Source organism: Paraburkholderia sp. BR10141 (genome assembly GCF_056155635.1).
This window is the reverse complement of sequence record NZ_JBMIQH010000003.1, coordinates 332,675-348,708: the sequence shown is the minus strand read 5'-3', so window position 1 is coordinate 348,708 and position 16,034 is coordinate 332,675. Positions and strand designations below refer to the sequence as shown.

Here is a 16,034-nt window from a genome sequence, read left to right as displayed (position 1 = left end):
CTACAAACTAGCGAGACATGACATGTCGCAAGTGACCCTTACCCCCGGCAGCCGGGCGACGCTGCAAAAGCTCGGACCCTTCGTAGCACTGCTGATCATCTCCGTGGCGCTCTCGATCGTGAGCCGCGATTTCCTCACGCTCGACAACCTGCTCAACGTGATGCGGCAGGCGTCGATCAATGCGCTGATCGCGTTCGGCATGACGCTCGTGATTCTGCTCGGCGGCATCGATCTCTCGGCGGGCTCCGTGCTCGCGCTTTCCTCGGTGATCATCGCGACGCTGCTGAGCACGGGCACGCCCGCTATCGTCGCGACGCTCGCCGGCCTCGTGGCTGGCGGCCTGATGGGCTTCGCCAACGGACTCGTCATCAGCAAGGGCAAGGTCGCGCCGTTCATCGCCACGCTCGGTTCGATGACGGTGCTGCGCGGCCTCGCGCTCGTCGTGTCGAACGGCAGCCCGATCAGCAGCTTCAACAGCGACTTCTTCTCGCTGCTGGGCGGCGGCTATGTCGCGCGCCTCGTGCCGATTCCCGTCGTGCTGATGCTCGTGATGTTCGGCGTGTTCTGGGTGCTGCTGCGCAAGACCGTGTTCGGCCGCCATATCTACGCGACGGGCGGCAATGCCGAATCGGCGAAGCTTTCGGGCGTGAAAGTCGATCGCATCCAGCTGTGGGTGTACACGATCGCGGGCGTCATGTCGGCGCTCGCGGGCGTGGTGCTGACTTCGCGCCTGAACTCCGCGCAGCCGACCGCGGGCACGGGCTACGAGCTCGACGCCATCGCGGCGGTCGTGCTGGGCGGCACGAGCCTCACGGGCGGCCGCGGCTGGATCTTCGGCACGCTCGTGGGCGCGCTGCTGATCGGCGTGCTCAACAACGGCCTGAACCTGCTCGACGTGTCGTCGTTCTATCAGCAGGTCATCAAGGGCATCGTGATCCTGCTCGCCGTGCTGATCGATCGCGGCAACAAGAAGTCGTCGTAATCCCCAGGCTGCGCCACGCTTCATTCGCCTGGCGCGGCAGTTTGGCATCAATAGGTATCCTGAGATTTTATCTCCACACACTCCACATATAACGAGGAGGAAGACTATGCATAAGCACAATTCGCCGTCGATATCAAAACTCTTTGCGGCGCTCGCCGCCGGTTCGCTCGTGCTGGGCCTCGCGGCCTGCTCGAAGGAAGGTCCGGGCAGCACGGCCGATGCTGGCGCGTCGGCGGCGCCGGCTTCGGGCGGCGCGGTCACAGTCGGCCTGTCGATCTCGACGCTCAACAATCCGTTCTTCGTCTCGCTCAAGAAAGGCGCCGAAGACGAAGCGAAGAAGGATGGCGTGACGCTCATCACCGTCGACGCGCAGAACGATCCGGCGAAGCAGCAGGCGAGCGTGGAGGACCTGATCGAGAAGAAGGTCAACGTCATCCTCATCAACCCGACCGATTCTTCGGCCGTGGCCAACGTCGTGAAGGAAGCGACGAGCAAGGGCATCAAGGTGATTTCGCTCGACCGCAGCGTGAACGGCGCGGAAGTCAGCTCGCATATCGCTTCGGACAACAAGGCAGGCGGCAAGATGGCTGCCGGTTTTCTCGCCGACAAGTTGGGCGGCAAGGGCAACATCGTCGAGCTGCAAGGCATTCCGGGTTCGTCGGCGGCCAACGAGCGCGGCGCCGGTTTCGACGATGAAATCGCGGCAAAGGGCGGCGTGAAGATCGTCACGAAGCAGCCCGCCGACTTCGATCGCGCCAAGGGCCTTTCGGTGATGGAAAACATCATCCAGAGCAACAAGGACATTCAGGGCGTGTTCGCGCAGAACGACGAAATGGCGCTGGGCGCGGTCAAGGCGCTGCAGGCTGCGGGCCTGAAGAACGTGGCCGTGGTCGGCTTCGACGCCACCGACGACGCGATCGCCGCCGTCAAGTCCGGCCAGATGGCCGCGACCGTGCAGCAGCAGCCCGAACTGATCGGCCAGTATGGCGTGCAGGCCGCGAAGAAGGTGGTCGACGGTCAGCCGGTCGACAAGTTCATCCCGGTGCCACTGAACCTGTACAAACAGTAAGCACGTTTTCAGGCGCGCGCGAGCGTAGTACCATCGGACGCGAAGACTTCGCGACCGCGCGCACTTGAGAGTGACCGCGCGCCCCGTGCCACACGGGGCGCTTCGTTTTGGGCCTTGCCCTGGCTCGCAGCCGCGTCGCCCACTCTTCGCTCCCGCGTTCACCCGATCCCCAACCCACATCCAGCAGGAACGCCGCGTGTCCCAGTTCGAGCGTCTGACTATCGACGACATTGCCCGCCTCGCGGAGGTTTCGCGCACCACGGCCAGCATGGTGCTCAACGGCAACGCCGAGCGCTACCGCATCTCGGCGGCCACGGTCGAGCGTGTGCTGCAGGTGGCGAGGGACCATCATTTCACGCCGTCGCAATCGGCGCGCGCGCTGCGCTCGCGGCGCAGCAACACGATCGGCCTCGTGATTCCCGATCTGACCAACTCGGCGCACGCCGCGCTCGCCCAGGCCATGGAATGGCAGTGCCGCGAGCGCTACCGTTATCAGCTCGTGATCGTGACGAGCGACGAAGATCCGGTGCGCGAGACCGAGGGTCTTGCGCATCTGGTCGCGCAGCAGGTGGATGGCGTGGTGGTCGTCCCGTGCACGGCCGAAGCGCCGCGCTACGACAAGTGGGTCAAGCGTCTGCCGATCGTGTTCGCCGACCGCCGCGTGGCGACGAGCGCGATTCCCTATGTAATTACCGACGCCGCTGAAACGGTGGCGGCTCTGGTGGGCGAGACGATCGAACAGGGCGCACGGGAAGTAGTGTTCTTCGGTGGCCAGCCGGAACTTTCCCCGAGCCGCGACCGCCTTGCGGGCTATCGGCTCGCGCTAGAGCGGCACGGCATTGCGGAGCAGGCCGACTGGGTGTATCAGCGCGATTACCAGCGAGAGTCGGGCTATGCGCTGATGAAGGCCTGGTTCGAAGCCCATGGGCGCTACCCCGAGGCGCTGTTCGCCGGTTCGATCACGCTGCTCGAAGGCTTGCTCGAGTTCGTGAACGAAGCGCATCAACTGGCCCAGGCGCCGGGCCGCCTGATGACCTTCGACGATCATCAACTGCTCGACTGCCTGCCGCTTCGCATCGACGCCATCGTGCAGGACAGCGCGCAACTCGCGGAACATAGCCTGCGTTGCGTGTTTTCACTGCTCGAAGGCGAAGGCGCGCCCGAGTCCATTCAGGTGCCCGCGCAGATCCATTACCGGCAGCGGCGCGGGCGGCCCGAGCCCCGCTAACCCTGCACGCACGTAAACAATTTCGCGATGTTCACGTCGCCCGCGTCTTTCGACTCGCTTTCCGGCTGCTCCGCGCCGACGGGAGTATCGTTGCGCAGATGATCCACGAGGGTAGGACAACCGATGACGCGTCTTCACAGCCCCATCGATGCGCAGCGCCTCGACGACGAATGGCTCGAAGCGGACGGCGCCGGCGGATTTGCATCCGGCACAGTCGGCACCGCGCGTACGCGCCGCTACCACGCGCTGCTGCTCACAGCTATGCAGCCGCCCACGAACCGCGTGGTGCTCGTCAACGGCATCGAAGCCTGGCTCGAGGACGGGGAGCGCAAGACCGCGCTGACGATGCAGCGCTACGCCCCCGATCTGCTCTATCCCGATACCTCGGGGCGCATCGCGAGCTTCGACACCTCGCCGTGGCCCACGTGGTGCTACCGGCTGGACGGCGGCGCCGTGCTCACGGCAGAAGTTTTCGTGGCGAAGGCGAGCCGCGAAACCGTGCTGCGCTGGCGGCTCGATGCACCCTCCGGGGCTGGCGTTGCCGTGCTGAAAGTCCGTCTGCTGATCTCGGGCCGCGACTATCACGGGATGCACCACGAGAACCCCGCGTTCGACTTCAACGCCCAGATCGACGGCGAGCACGTGCGCTGGCAACCGTACGGCGATCTGCCCGCCATCGTCGCGCGCTCCAACGGCTGCTATACGCATGCGCCGGACTGGTACCGCAACTTCTGCTACCCGCGCGAACGCGAGCGAGGGCTCGACTACATCGAGGATCTCGCGACGCCAGGCGTATTCACGTTTGACCTGGGCATAGGCGATGCGGTGATACTGTTGCACGCGCAACCATCTTCGGGTGTGCCGGATGCCTCGCTCGACAGCAACGATAGCGCCGCGAGCCGCGCGCAGCTGCTCGCCGGCATCGAAGAAGCGCGCCGGGCGTCGCTCGGCTCGCGTCTGCAGCGTTCGGCCAATGCCTATGCCGTTGCACGCGGCGAAGGCCGTACGATCGTCGCGGGCTATCCGTGGTTCACCGACTGGGGCCGCGACACGTTCATCGCCATGCGTGGCCTGCTGCTCGCGAACGAGCGCTACGAGGAGGCGGGCGCGATCCTGCTCGAATGGGCGGCGACCGTTTCTGAGGGCATGCTGCCAAACCGTTTTCCCGACGCGGGCGGCGCGCCCGAATACAACTCCGTCGACGCATCGCTGTGGTTCGTCGTGGCGGTGCACGACTACTTTGCGGCCGGGAACGTGCCGCACGAAGCGCGGCATGCGCTCCAGGGCGCCGTCGACGCCATCCTCGAAGGCTATGCGCGCGGCACGCGCTACGGGATCGCAGCCGATCCGCGCGACGGCCTGCTGCGAGCGGGCGTGCCGGGCGTGCAGCTCACCTGGATGGATGCGAAGGCGGGCGACTGGGTGGTCACGCCGCGCATCGGCAAGCCGGTGGAAATACAGGCGCTGTGGATCAATGCGCTGCGCATCGCCGCGGCGTGGGATACGCGCTGGCGCGAATTGGAAGCGCGCGCAAGCGCCTCGTTTGCCGGGCGCTTTGTCGATCCGTCGACGGGCGCGCTGTTCGACGTGGTCGATCTCGATCACGTGGACGGTACGGTCGATTGCTCGATTCGGCCGAACCAGATCTTCGCGGCAGGCGGTCTGCCGTTCGCGCTGCTCGAAGGCGATGCGGCGCGCGCGGTCGTGGCGCAGGTCGAAGCCAACCTGCTCACGCCCATGGGGCTGCGCACGCTCGCGCCGTCTGACCGCGCGTATCGCGGGCAGTACCGTGGCGAGGTGCTGCAGCGCGACGGCGCCTATCATCAGGGCACCGTCTGGCCCTGGTTGCTCGGCCCCTTCGTGGATGCCTGGCTGCGCGTGAACGGCGATACCGCGGCGCAGTGCGCGCTCGCTCGCGAGCGGTTCGTCGCGCCGCTGCTCGCGCATCTCGACCGCGCCGGGCTCGACCATGTTTCCGAGGTCGCCGATGGCGATGCGCCGCACCGGCCTGGCGGCACACCGTTCCAGGCATGGTCGCTCGGCGAATTGCTGCGCATCTTCAAACGGCTCGGCGATGGCGGCTAGCGCCTACCCGTAGCGCGGCGCATGCGCCCGGCGGGCAAACCGCGCTAGCATGGGAGATTCGCCGCGCCACGCTCCACCGTGGCGGCCCCAATTCAAGGAGATGCCCATGCTGCAGCGCGCCGCCGGCCTCATCCACACGGTTGAAGGTCAACGCCTGTACTCGGCCGATTACGCCCGCTGGCAGCGCTGGGGACCGTACCTCAGCGAGCGCCAGTGGGGCACCGTGCGCGAGGATTACAGCGAGCACGGCACCGCGTGGGATTATTTCCCGCATGACCACGCGCGCATGCGCGCCTATCGCTGGGGCGAAGACGGCCTGGCCGGATTCGGGGACGAGCGGCTGGACTGGTGTTGTTCGCTCGCGCTGTGGAACGGCCTCGACCCGATTTTGAAGGAGCGTCTGTTCGGTCTGACGAATCAGGAAGGCAATCATGGCGAGGACGTGAAGGAGCTGTACTTCTACCTCGACAGCACGCCGACGCATTCGTACATGCGCATGCTCTACAAGTACCCGCAGGCGGCGTTTCCCTACCAGGACCTGGTCGACGAAAACGCGCGGCGCGGTGCCGGCTTGCCCGAATACGAAATCCTCGACACGGGCGCATTCGATGATCAGCGTTATTTCGATGTGCAGATCGAATATGCCAAGCACACGCCGGAAGACATCGTTATGCGCGTGACAGTCGAGAACCGCGCCGGGCAGCACGCATCGATCGACGTGTTGCCGCAGTTCTGGGCGCGCAACACGTGGTCGTGGAAGGCCACAGGCAGCAAGCCGTCGCTCGCGCTCGTTTCGTCCGCCGAGGGCGAGCATGTCGTCGCGCACTGCGGCACGCACGAGCCGCTCGTCGTGACGGCTGCCGCACAAAGAGGCGAGCGCGTCGAGTGGCTGTTTTGCGAGAACGAGACCAACGTGAAGCGCCTGTTCGGCATGGACGGCGCCGGTCCATTCAAGGACGGCTTCGACGACTATGTCGTGCACGGCAATAACGATGCGATCCGGCGCGACGCGGGCACGAAGGCGGCCGCGCGCGTGCATCTCGAGATCGCGGCGCACGGCCGCGCGGTCGTCACGTTCCGCTGGCGTCCGCTGTCCGCGCCGAAAGAGGAGGTGGCGCTCGACATCGACAGCCTGTTCGCGCAGCGCATTGCCGAGGCGGATGCGTTCTACGACGCGCTGCAGCGCGACATCGAAAGTGCCGACGCGCGGCTCGTGCAGCGCCAGGCGCTGGCGGGCATGCTGTGGTCGAAGCAGTACTACCAGTACGACGTGAACCGCTGGATGACAGGCGACCCGCTGCAGCCGACACCGCCCGCCGCGCGCCAGCGCGGGCGCAACGCGGACTGGCGGCATCTATGCAACGCGGACATCCTCTCGATGCCGGACAAATGGGAGTACCCGTGGTACGCATCGTGGGACCTCGCGTTTCAGGCGGTCGCGTTCGCGCTGGTCGATCCGATGTTTGCAAAGAAGCAGATGCTGCTTCTCGTGAAGGACCGCTATCAGCATCCCAACGGCCAGTTGCCGGCCTACGAATGGGCATTCGGCGACGCGAATCCGCCCGTGCATGCGTGGGCCGCATGGCGCGTGTACGAGATCGATCGCGCGATCACCGGCAAGGCTGACCGGGATTTCCTCGAACTTGTTTTCCACAAGCTGCTGCTGAATTTTTCCTGGTGGGTGAACCGCAAGGATGCAGACGGCCACAACATCTTCCAGGGTGGCTTCCTCGGACTCGACAACGTCGGCATCTTCGACCGTTCGTCGCCGCTGCCGACAGGCGGACATCTGGATCAGGCGGACGGCACCGCATGGATGGCGGCCTACGCCCTGGACCTGATGCGCATCGCGCTCGAACTCGCGTTCGCGAACCATGTGTTCGTCGATATCGGCGTGAAGTTCTTCGAGCACTTCCTGTATATCGCGGGCGCGGTGAGTTGCGACGACGGTTGCGAGACGGGCCTGTGGGACAGCGTGGACGAGTTCTTCTACGACAAGCTGAGGCTGCCCGACGGCACCAGCGTGCCGCTGCGGATGCGCTCGATCGTCGGGCTGATTCCCTTCTTCGCGGTGCGCGTGCTGGAGGAGCGGGTACACGGCGGCCTGCCGGGGCTGCGCGAGCGGCTGGTCTTTTTCCTCCAGCACCGGCCCGACCTTGCCCGCCTCGTGTCGCGCTGGAACGAACCCGGCAAGGGCAATTCCTTACTGCTCTCGCTATTGCGCGGGCACCGGATGAAAGCGCTGCTTCGGCGTATGCTCGACGAAGCCGAATTTCTCTCGGATCACGGCGTGCGTGCGCTCTCTCGCGCCCATCTCGACGAGCCTTTTGTTTACCGGCACAACAGCTGCGACTTCCGCGTCAGATACCTGCCCGCCGAATCGGACTCGCGCGTATTCGGCGGCAATTCGAACTGGCGCGGCCCGGTGTGGATGCCGGTCAACTATCTGCTGATCGAGTCGCTGTATGAATTTCACCGCTACTACGGCGACGATTTTCGCGTCGAGTATCCGACCGGCTCGGGCAAGAAGCTTTCGCTCGCGCAGATCGCCGACGAGTTGGCGCGTCGCGTCACGACGCTCTTTCTGCTCGACCGCAACAACGAGCGCCCGGTGATGGGCGCTTACCCGCTGCTGCAGGCCGATCCGCGCTGCCGCGATCTCGTGCTGTTTCACGAGTACTTCCACGGCGACAACGGGCGCGGCGTCGGCGCATCGCACCAGACCGGCTGGACAGGCCTCGTCGCGCTGATGCTGCAGCCGCGCATGATGAGCCCCTCGGGCAACGTGCCCGTGGCGGGCGAGGTCGAAGACGCGGAGGCGGTGAAGTAAGCGCGCGTTCCCAGGTGTCCGGTGCGAACCGGCACTCCCCCTGTCGGAGCGTTGGCCCGGCGATAACACCTGCGACGCGCGAAATTCGCAAACATCGCCAAAACGCCCGGCAGTAAAGCGTTTGCGAGCGCTGGCATAGTCGATGCGTTCACGCCGATCGCCAGTTGGGCCCAGCCAACTGCAGCCGAATCGAGGTGCAACATGTCGAGCCTTCCGGATCGCAGACCCGCGGGTCTATCGCATGTGTTGTTTCTGATCGGGTTGATCAGCCGCTTGCCAGGAGTGGCGTGGCCTTTTGTGCTCCCCTGGATCATCCTGGTCCTGGCCGGTCCCTTTTGCTGGCTCGTCATCTCCGGCGCGCTCACCCAACATGTGCTGGTGCCTCCGGTGGAAACACCGAAAGCGCTGGCCGACACCGGCTATACCCCGGAATTCCTGGCAGAACGAATTCTTGCGGCGATGCGCGGAATCAGCAGCGACAGCGACGCGGTTCCGCACGATGTATCGCTGGCCGATAACGACAGCCCCGATATCAAGCTGCCCGGTGAGGACATGTCCTATGCTTCGATCGTCGGCTTTCTGAAATCGACGCTGTTCAGGAACAAGCAGGACGTGGTCGTCCATATCGGCATTACACATGTGAACGGCAGCGCAGATGCCTATGTCGCGCATATTCAGATCGAAAACGGGCCATTCAACGCCATGCACGACGACGTTGCGTTCACCGGTACTGATTTCAACCAGTCGATGCGGGACATCGCGATCGAGGTCATGCGGCTCGTCGAACCGAATACGCTCGCGAGCCATGTCTTCGCAGCGGTGCAAAAGACACGGTGTTCGCCGGGCCAATGTGACTACAGCGAGGTCGAAGCCATCTATGACGATGTCCTCGGCCGGCCGGGCTCCATGCAACACCAGTGGGCGCTCGCTGGAAAAGGCTGGCTGCTGCTGCGGCAAAACCGCTCCGAGGAGGCGGAGCAGCAGTCGCGCGACGCGCTGTTGCTGTATCCGCACTCGGCCGTCTTGCGGGCGAATCTCGGCATTGCGCTCGAGCAGGAGCGGAGAATCGACGCCGCGATCGAGGAGCTTCGTGCAGGCGCTCACGAGCGGTGGAGTACCGCAGAGAACCAGCGCTTGCTCGGCGACGTCCTGTTGCACGCGCACCGGTATGCCGAAGCCCTCAGCGCGTTCCATCGCGCAGATGAAATGCACCGCGACGATGTGAACATCCTGCACGACTGGGGCGAGGCGCTCATCGACAACGGACAATACGATGCGGCGATCGTCAAACTGGCGCACGCGGTGGAACTTCGTCCCGATTTCGCGCCCTCGTATGAACTGTGGGGGCAGGCGCTGGAAGGCGAAGGCGATTTCTCTCATGCCGCGCAAAAGTATGCCGAAGCGGACAAGCGCGACAGCGGCGCGCTGACGCCGCACGAGAAGCAACTTGCCATGCTCGGTACGCCGCGCAGATTGCCGCCGGTATCGGCAAGTTTGCAGGCACCGGATCGTCACGCATAGCGCTCGTTGCCCGCCGCGGATTTTTCGCTAGCTAGTTCAGTCATTACGATCGCCCACGGAACAAGCCCCGTTTCTTCGCTGGAATAAACGCCGCATCCTCCTCGTTCTTTGTCCGTTAGCCCTTTGGACTGAACGAGGAGTGCGGTCATGAAGTCTCTACTCGCCGTATTCGGCGTCGTAGCATGTGGCGCGGCCATCGCGACGCTCGTGTCGTGTGGCGGCAGTTCCGGTTCCAGCTCGGGCTCCAGCAGTGCGAGCGTGCCCGTCCCGTCGACGTTCACGGCGACGGCGCTCGTTTCCGATGGTGCGGTGGCGGCCGCGCACATCGACGGGAATCTGAAGAATCCGTGGGGTGTCGCCTTCAATCCGAATGGCTTTGCCTGGGTCGCGGACAACGGCACCAATGTCGCAACGCTCTATGACGGCAACGGCGTGCCGCAATCGCTGATCGTCGCGATACCCAACGGCAAGAACGGCACGGCATCACCCACGGGCATCGTCTTCAACGGCACACAAAGCTTTACCGTGACGGAAACCGGCAAGTCTGGCCTCGCGGCGTTCATCTTCGCGGGCGAGGGCGGCACCATCACCGCGTGGGCGCCGGCGGTCGGGCCAACCAACGCATTCGTCATGTACGACGACGGCACGGGCGGCGCAGTGTACAAGGGGCTCGCGCTCGCGACGATGAACAACGCGAACTTCCTCTACGCGACCGACTTCCATAACAACAAGATCGACGTCTTCAATACCTCATTCAACAAGGTGACGATGCCGGGCGGCTTCACGGACCCGGCGATGCCGGCCGGCTTCGCGCCGTTCGGCATCCAGGCGATCGGCTCGAATCTGTTCGTCACCTATGCGATGCAGGACGCGGCGAAGCACGACGATGTCGCAGGCGCGGGGCTCGGCATGGTCGACATGTACGACACGGCCGGTAACCTGAAGCAGCGCTTCGCGACGGGCGGTCCGCTCGACGCGCCATGGGGCATTGCACAAGCGCCCGCGAACTTCGGCTCGATGAGCGGCGCGATTCTGATCGGCAATTTCGGTAATGGCGCGATCAACGCGTTCAATGCATCGAACGGCCAGTCGATGGGGCCGCTCAACGGTTCGAACGGCAATGCACTTGTTGAGCCAGGCGTGTGGGGCATTGCGTTCGGCAACGATCTCGGCAATCAGCCTTCCAATACGCTGTTTTTCGCGGCGGGGCCGAATGACGAAGCCGATGGCGTGTATGGAAGAATCGATCTGAATGCGACTTCGAACCCAGCCACGACCACGGGCACGGGTACCGGCACAAGCACGGGAGCAGGGACGGGCATGGGCATGTAGCGCCCGGCCACACGGCATCGTTGTCTGATTCGTCAACAGTGCGTCCCAAAAGGGGGCTTGCGCAATTAAACTACGACTCATAGAATCCGAGTTATGAGTTGCGCGGGCGCGGCGCGAGTCCACCGATATCACGTATCCCTGCATTGGAGAAGCACACATGTCGAAGCGTATTCTTGTTATTGGGGCCGGCTTCGCCGGCATGTGGAGCGCGCTGAGCGCGGCGCGGCTGCTCGATCAGCAGGGGCGTACGGACGTGGAGATCACGCTGGTCGCTCCAGACCCGCATCTGCATGTCCGTCCGCGCCTGTACGAAGAAGGCCCCGCGAACTTCCGGGCGCCGCTCAAGGAGATCTTCGATGCGACTGGCGTCAAGTTCATCCAGGGAACGGTGGAGCGCGTTCACGTGGAGCGCCGCGCCGTGGATCTGACCGATGTCGATGGCCGGTCCTCTACGCTCGGCTACGACCGCCTCGTGCTGGCTACTGGCAGCCGGCTGTTCCGCCCGTCGATCCCGGGCCTGGCCGATCACACCTTCAGCGTGGATCAGACCGACGAGGCGGTCGAACTCCAAGCGCACATCCGCAGTCTGGCCAGCCAGCCGGACACGCCCGCGCGCAATACCGTGGTGGTGGCGGGCGGCGGATTCACCGGCATCGAGACGGCCGCGGAAATGCCGGCACGCCTGCGCGCGGCGCTGGGCGAGCAGGTGAAGGTGAAGGTGATCATCGTCGAGCGTAACGATGCGATCGGCCCCGACCTGGGCGCGGGCCCGCGTCCCGTTATCGAAGAGGCGCTGGGTTCGCTCGGCGTGACCTCGAAGCTCGGTTCGGGTGTGGCTTCAGTAGATGCCGGCGGCGTCACGACAACGGACGGCCAGCGTATCGAATCGCACACGGTGATCTGGACGGCCGGGCTGCGCGCGAGCGCGTTGACCGCGCAGATTCCGGGCCGCCTCGACGCCTTGGGGCGTCTGTATGTCGATCGCAATCTAGCGGTGGAGGGCGTGCCCGGTGTCTACGCGACGGGCGACGTCGCCCGCGCAGCCACCGACGAAGAAGGCAATCACACGATGATGTCGTGCCAGCACGCGATGAACCTGGGGCGCTCGGCAGGCCACAACGTGGCCGCCGATCTGCTCGGCCTCGCTCTGATTCCGTATAGCCAGCCGAAGTACGTGACCTGTCTGGATCTGGGCCCGTGGGGCGCGGTCTACACGGAAGGTTGGGAGCGCGAAGTGAAGTTGCAGGGCGCCGAGGCGAAGAAGCTCAAGCACCAGATCAACTCCGAATGGATCTATCCGCCTCGCGCGGACCGCGAGCAAGCGCTCGCCGCCGCAGATCCGCTGCGCATCGTGGTTGCCTGACCATTCAGGATAACGACGGATCTGATTGGACGCGGAAGCCTCGATGGAGGCTCCGCGTTTTTTTGCATGCTGGAAGGGCTCGCAACGCGACGGTCGTTACCCGCGCCGATTGGCAGCGCGCTCGGTGAACCAGTCGACCACGTGATGGTGGTAGCTGGCAGGCGCTTTGGAATACGCGCGGGTGGCGAGATCGGCAAGCGAGTGTTGCTTGAGCTCCGCGCGCATGGCGCGCTCGGCGCCCTGCATCACGGCATGGATCGAGCAGGTGCCGCGTGTGGCCCATGCGGGCGGCTCGTCGTCGAAAACGGCACATTGCCGGCGCACTTCGCGACAGTCGAAGAGCGCCTTGTCGCCGTCGATGGCGTCGACGACATCCAGCGCCGAAATATTGCGCGCGGGTTTCGCGAGTCTGAAGCCGCCGCGTATGCCTTCGGTCGACTCGACGATGCCGGCTTTGGCGAGGCGCGTGAAGAGCTTGGCCGCGTAATCGACGGGCACGCCCTGCATTTCCGCCAGGTCGCGTACGCTCGCCTCGCGCACGCCGGCGGACGTGCCGGCAAGATAGAGCAGGCAATGCAGCCCGTATTCGACGCCGGTGCTGATGTGTGACATGGTTATACGACGACTTTTTGTATCGGAGTTGCTAGGGTAGCGCAGTGCGGCGCCGAAGTCATCCGCTGCGTCAGCGTGTGCGCTCGGGCAGGCATCGGGGCGGGCCAGGCCATCGTGGACGCGACGCATGAATTCCTGTGCGAACATACGCTCAGAGGTGGCGCTTTTCCTCGGTTGACTCGACCCGATGGAGGCAGCATGAACAGAAACGGTGCGAATGGAACGATCGGCGCGATGGTGTTCGTGGCTATCGCGAGCTGCGCTGCCAATGCGAACGCGCAAACCGGCGTGAGCGAGCCGGCCGGTGCGGCCGTGCAAAGAGTCTCGGCATCGACGCCCGGAAGCCGGCCGGATACCTCAGTGGTGCGTGACGTTCGCCGTGCCATCAGGCGCGTGCCGGATCTCGACGATTCAGACATTCACATTCGGGTCAGCCATGGCGTCGTCACGCTCTCGGGCACAGTCCCGGAGACCTGGCAGATCTCGCGCGCGGGCAATGCGGCGAGGCCGGTGCTGGGCGTGACGGCCGTGAGGAACCGGTTGACGGCCCAGAAGGGGGACGCCGCGGCCAGCGAGTAGTGCCCCGCCCGCGCTTCCACCCGAGGCAACGCCCTTGGAAGGCGACTCCCGATCTGTCCTTCCCCATGCGAACGCTCCCCGGAGCCAGTTCAAACTTGCCTTGCGCTGACGCAAAATACTGTATAAATTCACAGCATGTGTTTACGTCCAGTAGGAGCGTCGCATGGAATCGCTAATTCGCATTGTGAATGACGAAGACCGTCAGGCGTTTGAATGGCTGGTGGCAAATGTAGGGGCGGATCGGGTCGCCGCTGCGACGCGGCGACTTGCTGGCGGGGGGAAGCGGCCGTTCGTTTCCGCGCTGTGCCGATACCTCGGTGCATGGCCACCTGCTGCGCGTCGTGCCCGCAAGGTCGAGCCGGTTCATACGGCCGTTGGCGATCTGCATCTGGCGCGCATACGCGAACTGCTTGCGCAACGCAATGCGGTGAAAGTCGCCGCGCATTGATATTCCCGCTCCCGTTGTTTGAGGGCGCAACAGCGCCGCACTCACAATCGCGCTTGCGATGAATCCTCATCGCAAGCCGTATCTTGTTTGACGTCTTGCGTCATCTGACTGCGCGACACCCGTGGTTCGTCTGTTCTTGTCTGACTGGCCGAGATCTAGGCTGACAAGTCAACGGGCGCATCTGCGTAATGAATTGGGGAAACTCCTGACTCAACTAGCATTCATGAGACGGATTTAACAAAGTTAGAATCAAGGCTCTAGTTCGACTCCGGCATTCGCTTTCGCATGGGCAATGCCAATTGCGTTGAAAAGCCATACATCAATCGCGGTCGATGCAGACATAACGATTAATGAAATGCGCAGAGGTTAAATTAGTATGTCTAATCAAAAATTCGCGGCGGCGGGAAGCGAATCGTGGGCCGTAAGGTTGACTACGTTGACCGGTCATCTATTCGATGGTGTTTGTGAACTCTCACGCCTGAATCTCGCGACTTGCAGGTCGATATTCGCTGGTTCGCAACAGCACTTCGAAGGCATGTTGTCCGTCCAGACGCCCGAGCAATTCGTCCGCAACCAGGTCGAGCTATTGCCGTGGGTTGCTTCACAGGCGGCCGGGTACACGCGCGCATGCATGGACATCGCTTCGGAGACTGCGGCGAAACTGCGGTAGCTCGCAGTCGCGAAGAAGCGTGATCAAAACAGGATCAAGCGGGAGGGAAATAACATGTTGAGCCCCCACGAACTTGCCACGTTGATGCTGATAAAGAATGCACCAGGGCGGATCGAGCCCGACCGGGAGGAACTCGGTGCGCTTCGCGATCAGCACCTCGTCATCGTCGATACGCCCGAATCCGGCTTCCCTACGCCCCGCGTGACGCCTCAAGGCGATGCGCTCCTGAGAGCGGTCGCCCGAGTGCGCTGATTGGCGGTCGAGACCGCATAGTCTGTCACACGGACGGGCTATATTCAGAGTGCGTTGCTCACAATTGGGTTGCGATCCGCATGGATCCGAGGAGGCTGACGTGGACCCGTCCTGGCTGGGTATGGCTGCCGGCACGATCGTGCTCGTAATAGCCGCAGTTGGTGTCGCCGCTCACTATCGGCGCGAACGGCGCAGGGCCGATTTGCTGCGCAATCTCGATCACCACGAGTGGTGTCGCTGGACCCGGGTTCGACGCTGAGAACCCGGGTGCTGCGCGCTGGCGGCGCGGGCGGATTTCGATATCCGCGGCTCGTTTGCTTAGGACAATTGATCGGTTGCCGGCTGGCGATCGTCATCGCACGCGCGGTGCGTCTGCGGACGACATGCTACGATCGACCGCATCTCACTTCCATTTGTGCGAGCCATGGCGACGTTGTATGACTTGCTGGGCGTAAGCGACGACGCGAGCGACGCGGACATCAAGCGGGCCTACCGCAGGGCCGCGATGAAAGCGCATCCCGACCGTAATATGGGACGCGAAGCCGCTGCGCATGCGCAGTTCCAGGAGATCAAGGAAGCTTACGCGATTCTTTCCGATCCGGCGCAGCGCAGCGTCTATGACGCAGTCTATGCCAAGGAGATGGGGCGTATGTCCCGCGAGCGCGAAGAAGAGGCGCGCTTGCAGGAGGCGGCGCGTCAGGAGGCCTATGCCCGGCACGTGAGCGTGGCCATGCGCTTCGCGGAGCAGGGCTACAACCGCGATGTCGTATTCGGCGCACTGCTCGCCAGTGATTGCGATTCCCAACTCGCCGGGCGCATTGCCGACGGCGCTATCGCCCTGCACCTGTCGCGTCAGGCGGACAGCGCCGCGCCGCGCAATGCCGGCGCGCCGGAAGAAGCCGTGCCGCCGTCTTCATCGCACGGCGCAGGCGACGAGGAATCGCAAAAGTCCGACGATCGTCGTCACGCGAACCTCTTTAGTGCGATCTGGCACGGTATGTTCGGGTTACATCCCTGAACGTGTGCCGCTGTCAAAATGCGCCGAACAGGCAGGAGCGGGGGT

The 16,034-nt window shown here is 64.1% G+C and carries 16 protein-coding genes; 13 read left to right on the top strand and 3 right to left on the bottom strand.

Annotated elements, in window-relative coordinates:
* Positions 1-22: 22 nt before the first annotated feature.
* The 6 genes from ACOJB8_RS06280 (at position 23) to ACOJB8_RS06255 (ending at position 9,715) form a co-directional block, all read left to right on the top strand.
* Positions 23-982, top strand: coding sequence for an ABC transporter permease (locus ACOJB8_RS06280; protein WP_368684302.1), 960 nt, complete (start codon positions 23-25; stop codon positions 980-982).
* A 106-nt stretch (positions 983-1,088) separates the two neighbouring features.
* Positions 1,089-2,051 carry a ribose ABC transporter substrate-binding protein RbsB gene (gene rbsB, locus ACOJB8_RS06275; protein ID WP_368617479.1) on the top strand — a complete coding sequence of 321 codons (963 nt, stop codon included), beginning with the start codon at positions 1,089-1,091 and terminating at the stop codon, positions 2,049-2,051.
* Positions 2,052-2,247: 196 nt separating this feature from the next.
* Positions 2,248-3,279, top strand: a complete 1,032-nt coding sequence (locus ACOJB8_RS06270; RefSeq protein ID WP_475011566.1) for a substrate-binding domain-containing protein — start codon at positions 2,248-2,250, stop codon at positions 3,277-3,279.
* A gap of 123 nt (positions 3,280-3,402) precedes the next feature.
* Positions 3,403-5,364, top strand: coding sequence for an amylo-alpha-1,6-glucosidase (locus tag ACOJB8_RS06265; RefSeq protein WP_475011564.1), 1,962 nt, complete (start codon positions 3,403-3,405; stop codon positions 5,362-5,364).
* Between the two features lie 100 nt (positions 5,365-5,464).
* Positions 5,465-8,194 carry an MGH1-like glycoside hydrolase domain-containing protein gene (locus ACOJB8_RS06260; protein WP_475011563.1) on the top strand — a complete coding sequence of 910 codons (2,730 nt, stop codon included), beginning with the start codon at positions 5,465-5,467 and terminating at the stop codon, positions 8,192-8,194.
* Between the two features lie 201 nt (positions 8,195-8,395).
* Positions 8,396-9,715, top strand: coding sequence for a tetratricopeptide repeat protein (locus tag ACOJB8_RS06255; RefSeq protein ID WP_368617482.1), 1,320 nt, complete (start codon positions 8,396-8,398; stop codon positions 9,713-9,715).
* Here the strand turns inward: ACOJB8_RS06255 and ACOJB8_RS06250 are convergent.
* Positions 9,706-9,864, bottom strand: a complete 159-nt coding sequence (locus ACOJB8_RS06250) for a hypothetical protein (RefSeq protein WP_475011562.1) — start codon at positions 9,862-9,864, stop codon at positions 9,706-9,708. The two genes, ACOJB8_RS06255 and ACOJB8_RS06250, sit on opposite strands and share 10 nt — an antisense overlap.
* Between ACOJB8_RS06250 and ACOJB8_RS06245 the strand changes: the two genes are divergently transcribed.
* A complete protein-coding gene (locus ACOJB8_RS06245) occupies positions 9,863-11,047 on the top strand; it encodes a TIGR03118 family protein (protein ID WP_475011560.1) in 1,185 nt (394 codons plus the stop codon). The genes ACOJB8_RS06250 and ACOJB8_RS06245 overlap by 2 nt on opposite strands.
* Before the next feature lie 157 nt (positions 11,048-11,204).
* Positions 11,205-12,410 carry an NAD(P)/FAD-dependent oxidoreductase gene (locus ACOJB8_RS06240; protein WP_475011558.1) on the top strand — a complete coding sequence of 402 codons (1,206 nt, stop codon included), beginning with the start codon at positions 11,205-11,207 and terminating at the stop codon, positions 12,408-12,410.
* Between the two features lie 96 nt (positions 12,411-12,506).
* On the opposite strand, the gene ACOJB8_RS06235 is transcribed toward ACOJB8_RS06240, so the two are convergent.
* Positions 12,507-13,022: an RrF2 family transcriptional regulator gene (locus ACOJB8_RS06235; RefSeq protein ID WP_342948189.1), complete on the bottom strand. Its 516-nt coding sequence runs from the start codon at positions 13,020-13,022 to the stop codon at positions 12,507-12,509.
* 198 nt (positions 13,023-13,220) lie between these two features.
* Here ACOJB8_RS06235 and ACOJB8_RS06230 point away from each other — a divergent pair, with 198 nt between their 5' ends.
* The 4 genes from ACOJB8_RS06230 to ACOJB8_RS06215 all read left to right on the top strand — a co-directional run bounded on the left by ACOJB8_RS06230 (position 13,221) and on the right by ACOJB8_RS06215 (position 14,971).
* Positions 13,221-13,601 (top strand): BON domain-containing protein, encoded by a 381-nt coding sequence (locus ACOJB8_RS06230; RefSeq protein ID WP_069262167.1) that lies wholly within the window; start codon positions 13,221-13,223, stop codon positions 13,599-13,601.
* Between the two features lie 163 nt (positions 13,602-13,764).
* Complete coding sequence (locus tag ACOJB8_RS06225) at positions 13,765-14,049, top strand: CppA family protein (RefSeq protein WP_368684309.1); 285 nt, start codon at positions 13,765-13,767, stop codon at positions 14,047-14,049.
* A 376-nt stretch (positions 14,050-14,425) separates the two neighbouring features.
* Positions 14,426-14,719, top strand: coding sequence for a phasin family protein (locus ACOJB8_RS06220; RefSeq protein WP_475011556.1), 294 nt, complete (start codon positions 14,426-14,428; stop codon positions 14,717-14,719).
* 54 nt (positions 14,720-14,773) lie between these two features.
* Entirely contained in the window at positions 14,774-14,971 is a 198-nt protein-coding gene (locus ACOJB8_RS06215) for a hypothetical protein (RefSeq protein WP_475011555.1), read from the top strand.
* Positions 14,972-15,029: 58 nt separating this feature from the next.
* Here ACOJB8_RS06215 and ACOJB8_RS06210 read toward each other — a convergent pair whose 3' ends face one another.
* On the bottom strand, positions 15,030-15,197 hold the full coding sequence (locus ACOJB8_RS06210) for a hypothetical protein (protein WP_342948187.1): 168 nt from the start codon (positions 15,195-15,197) through the stop codon (positions 15,030-15,032).
* A 198-nt stretch (positions 15,198-15,395) separates the two neighbouring features.
* Between ACOJB8_RS06210 and ACOJB8_RS06205 the strand changes: the two genes are divergently transcribed.
* Positions 15,396-15,989, top strand: a complete 594-nt coding sequence (locus ACOJB8_RS06205; RefSeq protein ID WP_342948186.1) for a J domain-containing protein — start codon at positions 15,396-15,398, stop codon at positions 15,987-15,989.
* Positions 15,990-16,034: the final 45 nt, after the last annotated feature.

What these genes read in the sequence shown, in the direction of transcription:
- ACOJB8_RS06205 (WP_342948186.1), top strand. Translation starts at nt 15,396, where the DNA reads ATGGCGACGTTGTATGACTTGCTGGGCGTAAGCGACGACGCGAGCGAC.
- ACOJB8_RS06240 (WP_475011558.1), top strand. Translation starts at nt 11,205, where the DNA reads ATGTCGAAGCGTATTCTTGTTATTGGGGCCGGCTTCGCCGGCATGTGG.
- ACOJB8_RS06280 (WP_368684302.1), top strand. Translation starts at nt 23, where the DNA reads ATGTCGCAAGTGACCCTTACCCCCGGCAGCCGGGCGACGCTGCAAAAG.
- ACOJB8_RS06215 (WP_475011555.1), top strand. Translation starts at nt 14,774, where the DNA reads ATGTTGAGCCCCCACGAACTTGCCACGTTGATGCTGATAAAGAATGCA.
- ACOJB8_RS06255 (WP_368617482.1), top strand. Translation starts at nt 8,396, where the DNA reads ATGTCGAGCCTTCCGGATCGCAGACCCGCGGGTCTATCGCATGTGTTG.
- ACOJB8_RS06260 (WP_475011563.1), top strand. Translation starts at nt 5,465, where the DNA reads ATGCCCATGCTGCAGCGCGCCGCCGGCCTCATCCACACGGTTGAAGGT.
- ACOJB8_RS06235 (WP_342948189.1), bottom strand. Translation starts at nt 13,022, where the DNA reads ATGTCACACATCAGCACCGGCGTCGAATACGGGCTGCATTGCCTGCTC.
- ACOJB8_RS06250 (WP_475011562.1), bottom strand. Translation starts at nt 9,864, where the DNA reads ATGACCGCACTCCTCGTTCAGTCCAAAGGGCTAACGGACAAAGAACGA.
- ACOJB8_RS06220 (WP_475011556.1), top strand. Translation starts at nt 14,426, where the DNA reads ATGTCTAATCAAAAATTCGCGGCGGCGGGAAGCGAATCGTGGGCCGTA.
- ACOJB8_RS06265 (WP_475011564.1), top strand. Translation starts at nt 3,403, where the DNA reads ATGACGCGTCTTCACAGCCCCATCGATGCGCAGCGCCTCGACGACGAA.
- ACOJB8_RS06245 (WP_475011560.1), top strand. Translation starts at nt 9,863, where the DNA reads ATGAAGTCTCTACTCGCCGTATTCGGCGTCGTAGCATGTGGCGCGGCC.
- ACOJB8_RS06230 (WP_069262167.1), top strand. Translation starts at nt 13,221, where the DNA reads ATGAACAGAAACGGTGCGAATGGAACGATCGGCGCGATGGTGTTCGTG.
- ACOJB8_RS06225 (WP_368684309.1), top strand. Translation starts at nt 13,765, where the DNA reads ATGGAATCGCTAATTCGCATTGTGAATGACGAAGACCGTCAGGCGTTT.
- rbsB (WP_368617479.1), top strand. Translation starts at nt 1,089, where the DNA reads ATGCATAAGCACAATTCGCCGTCGATATCAAAACTCTTTGCGGCGCTC.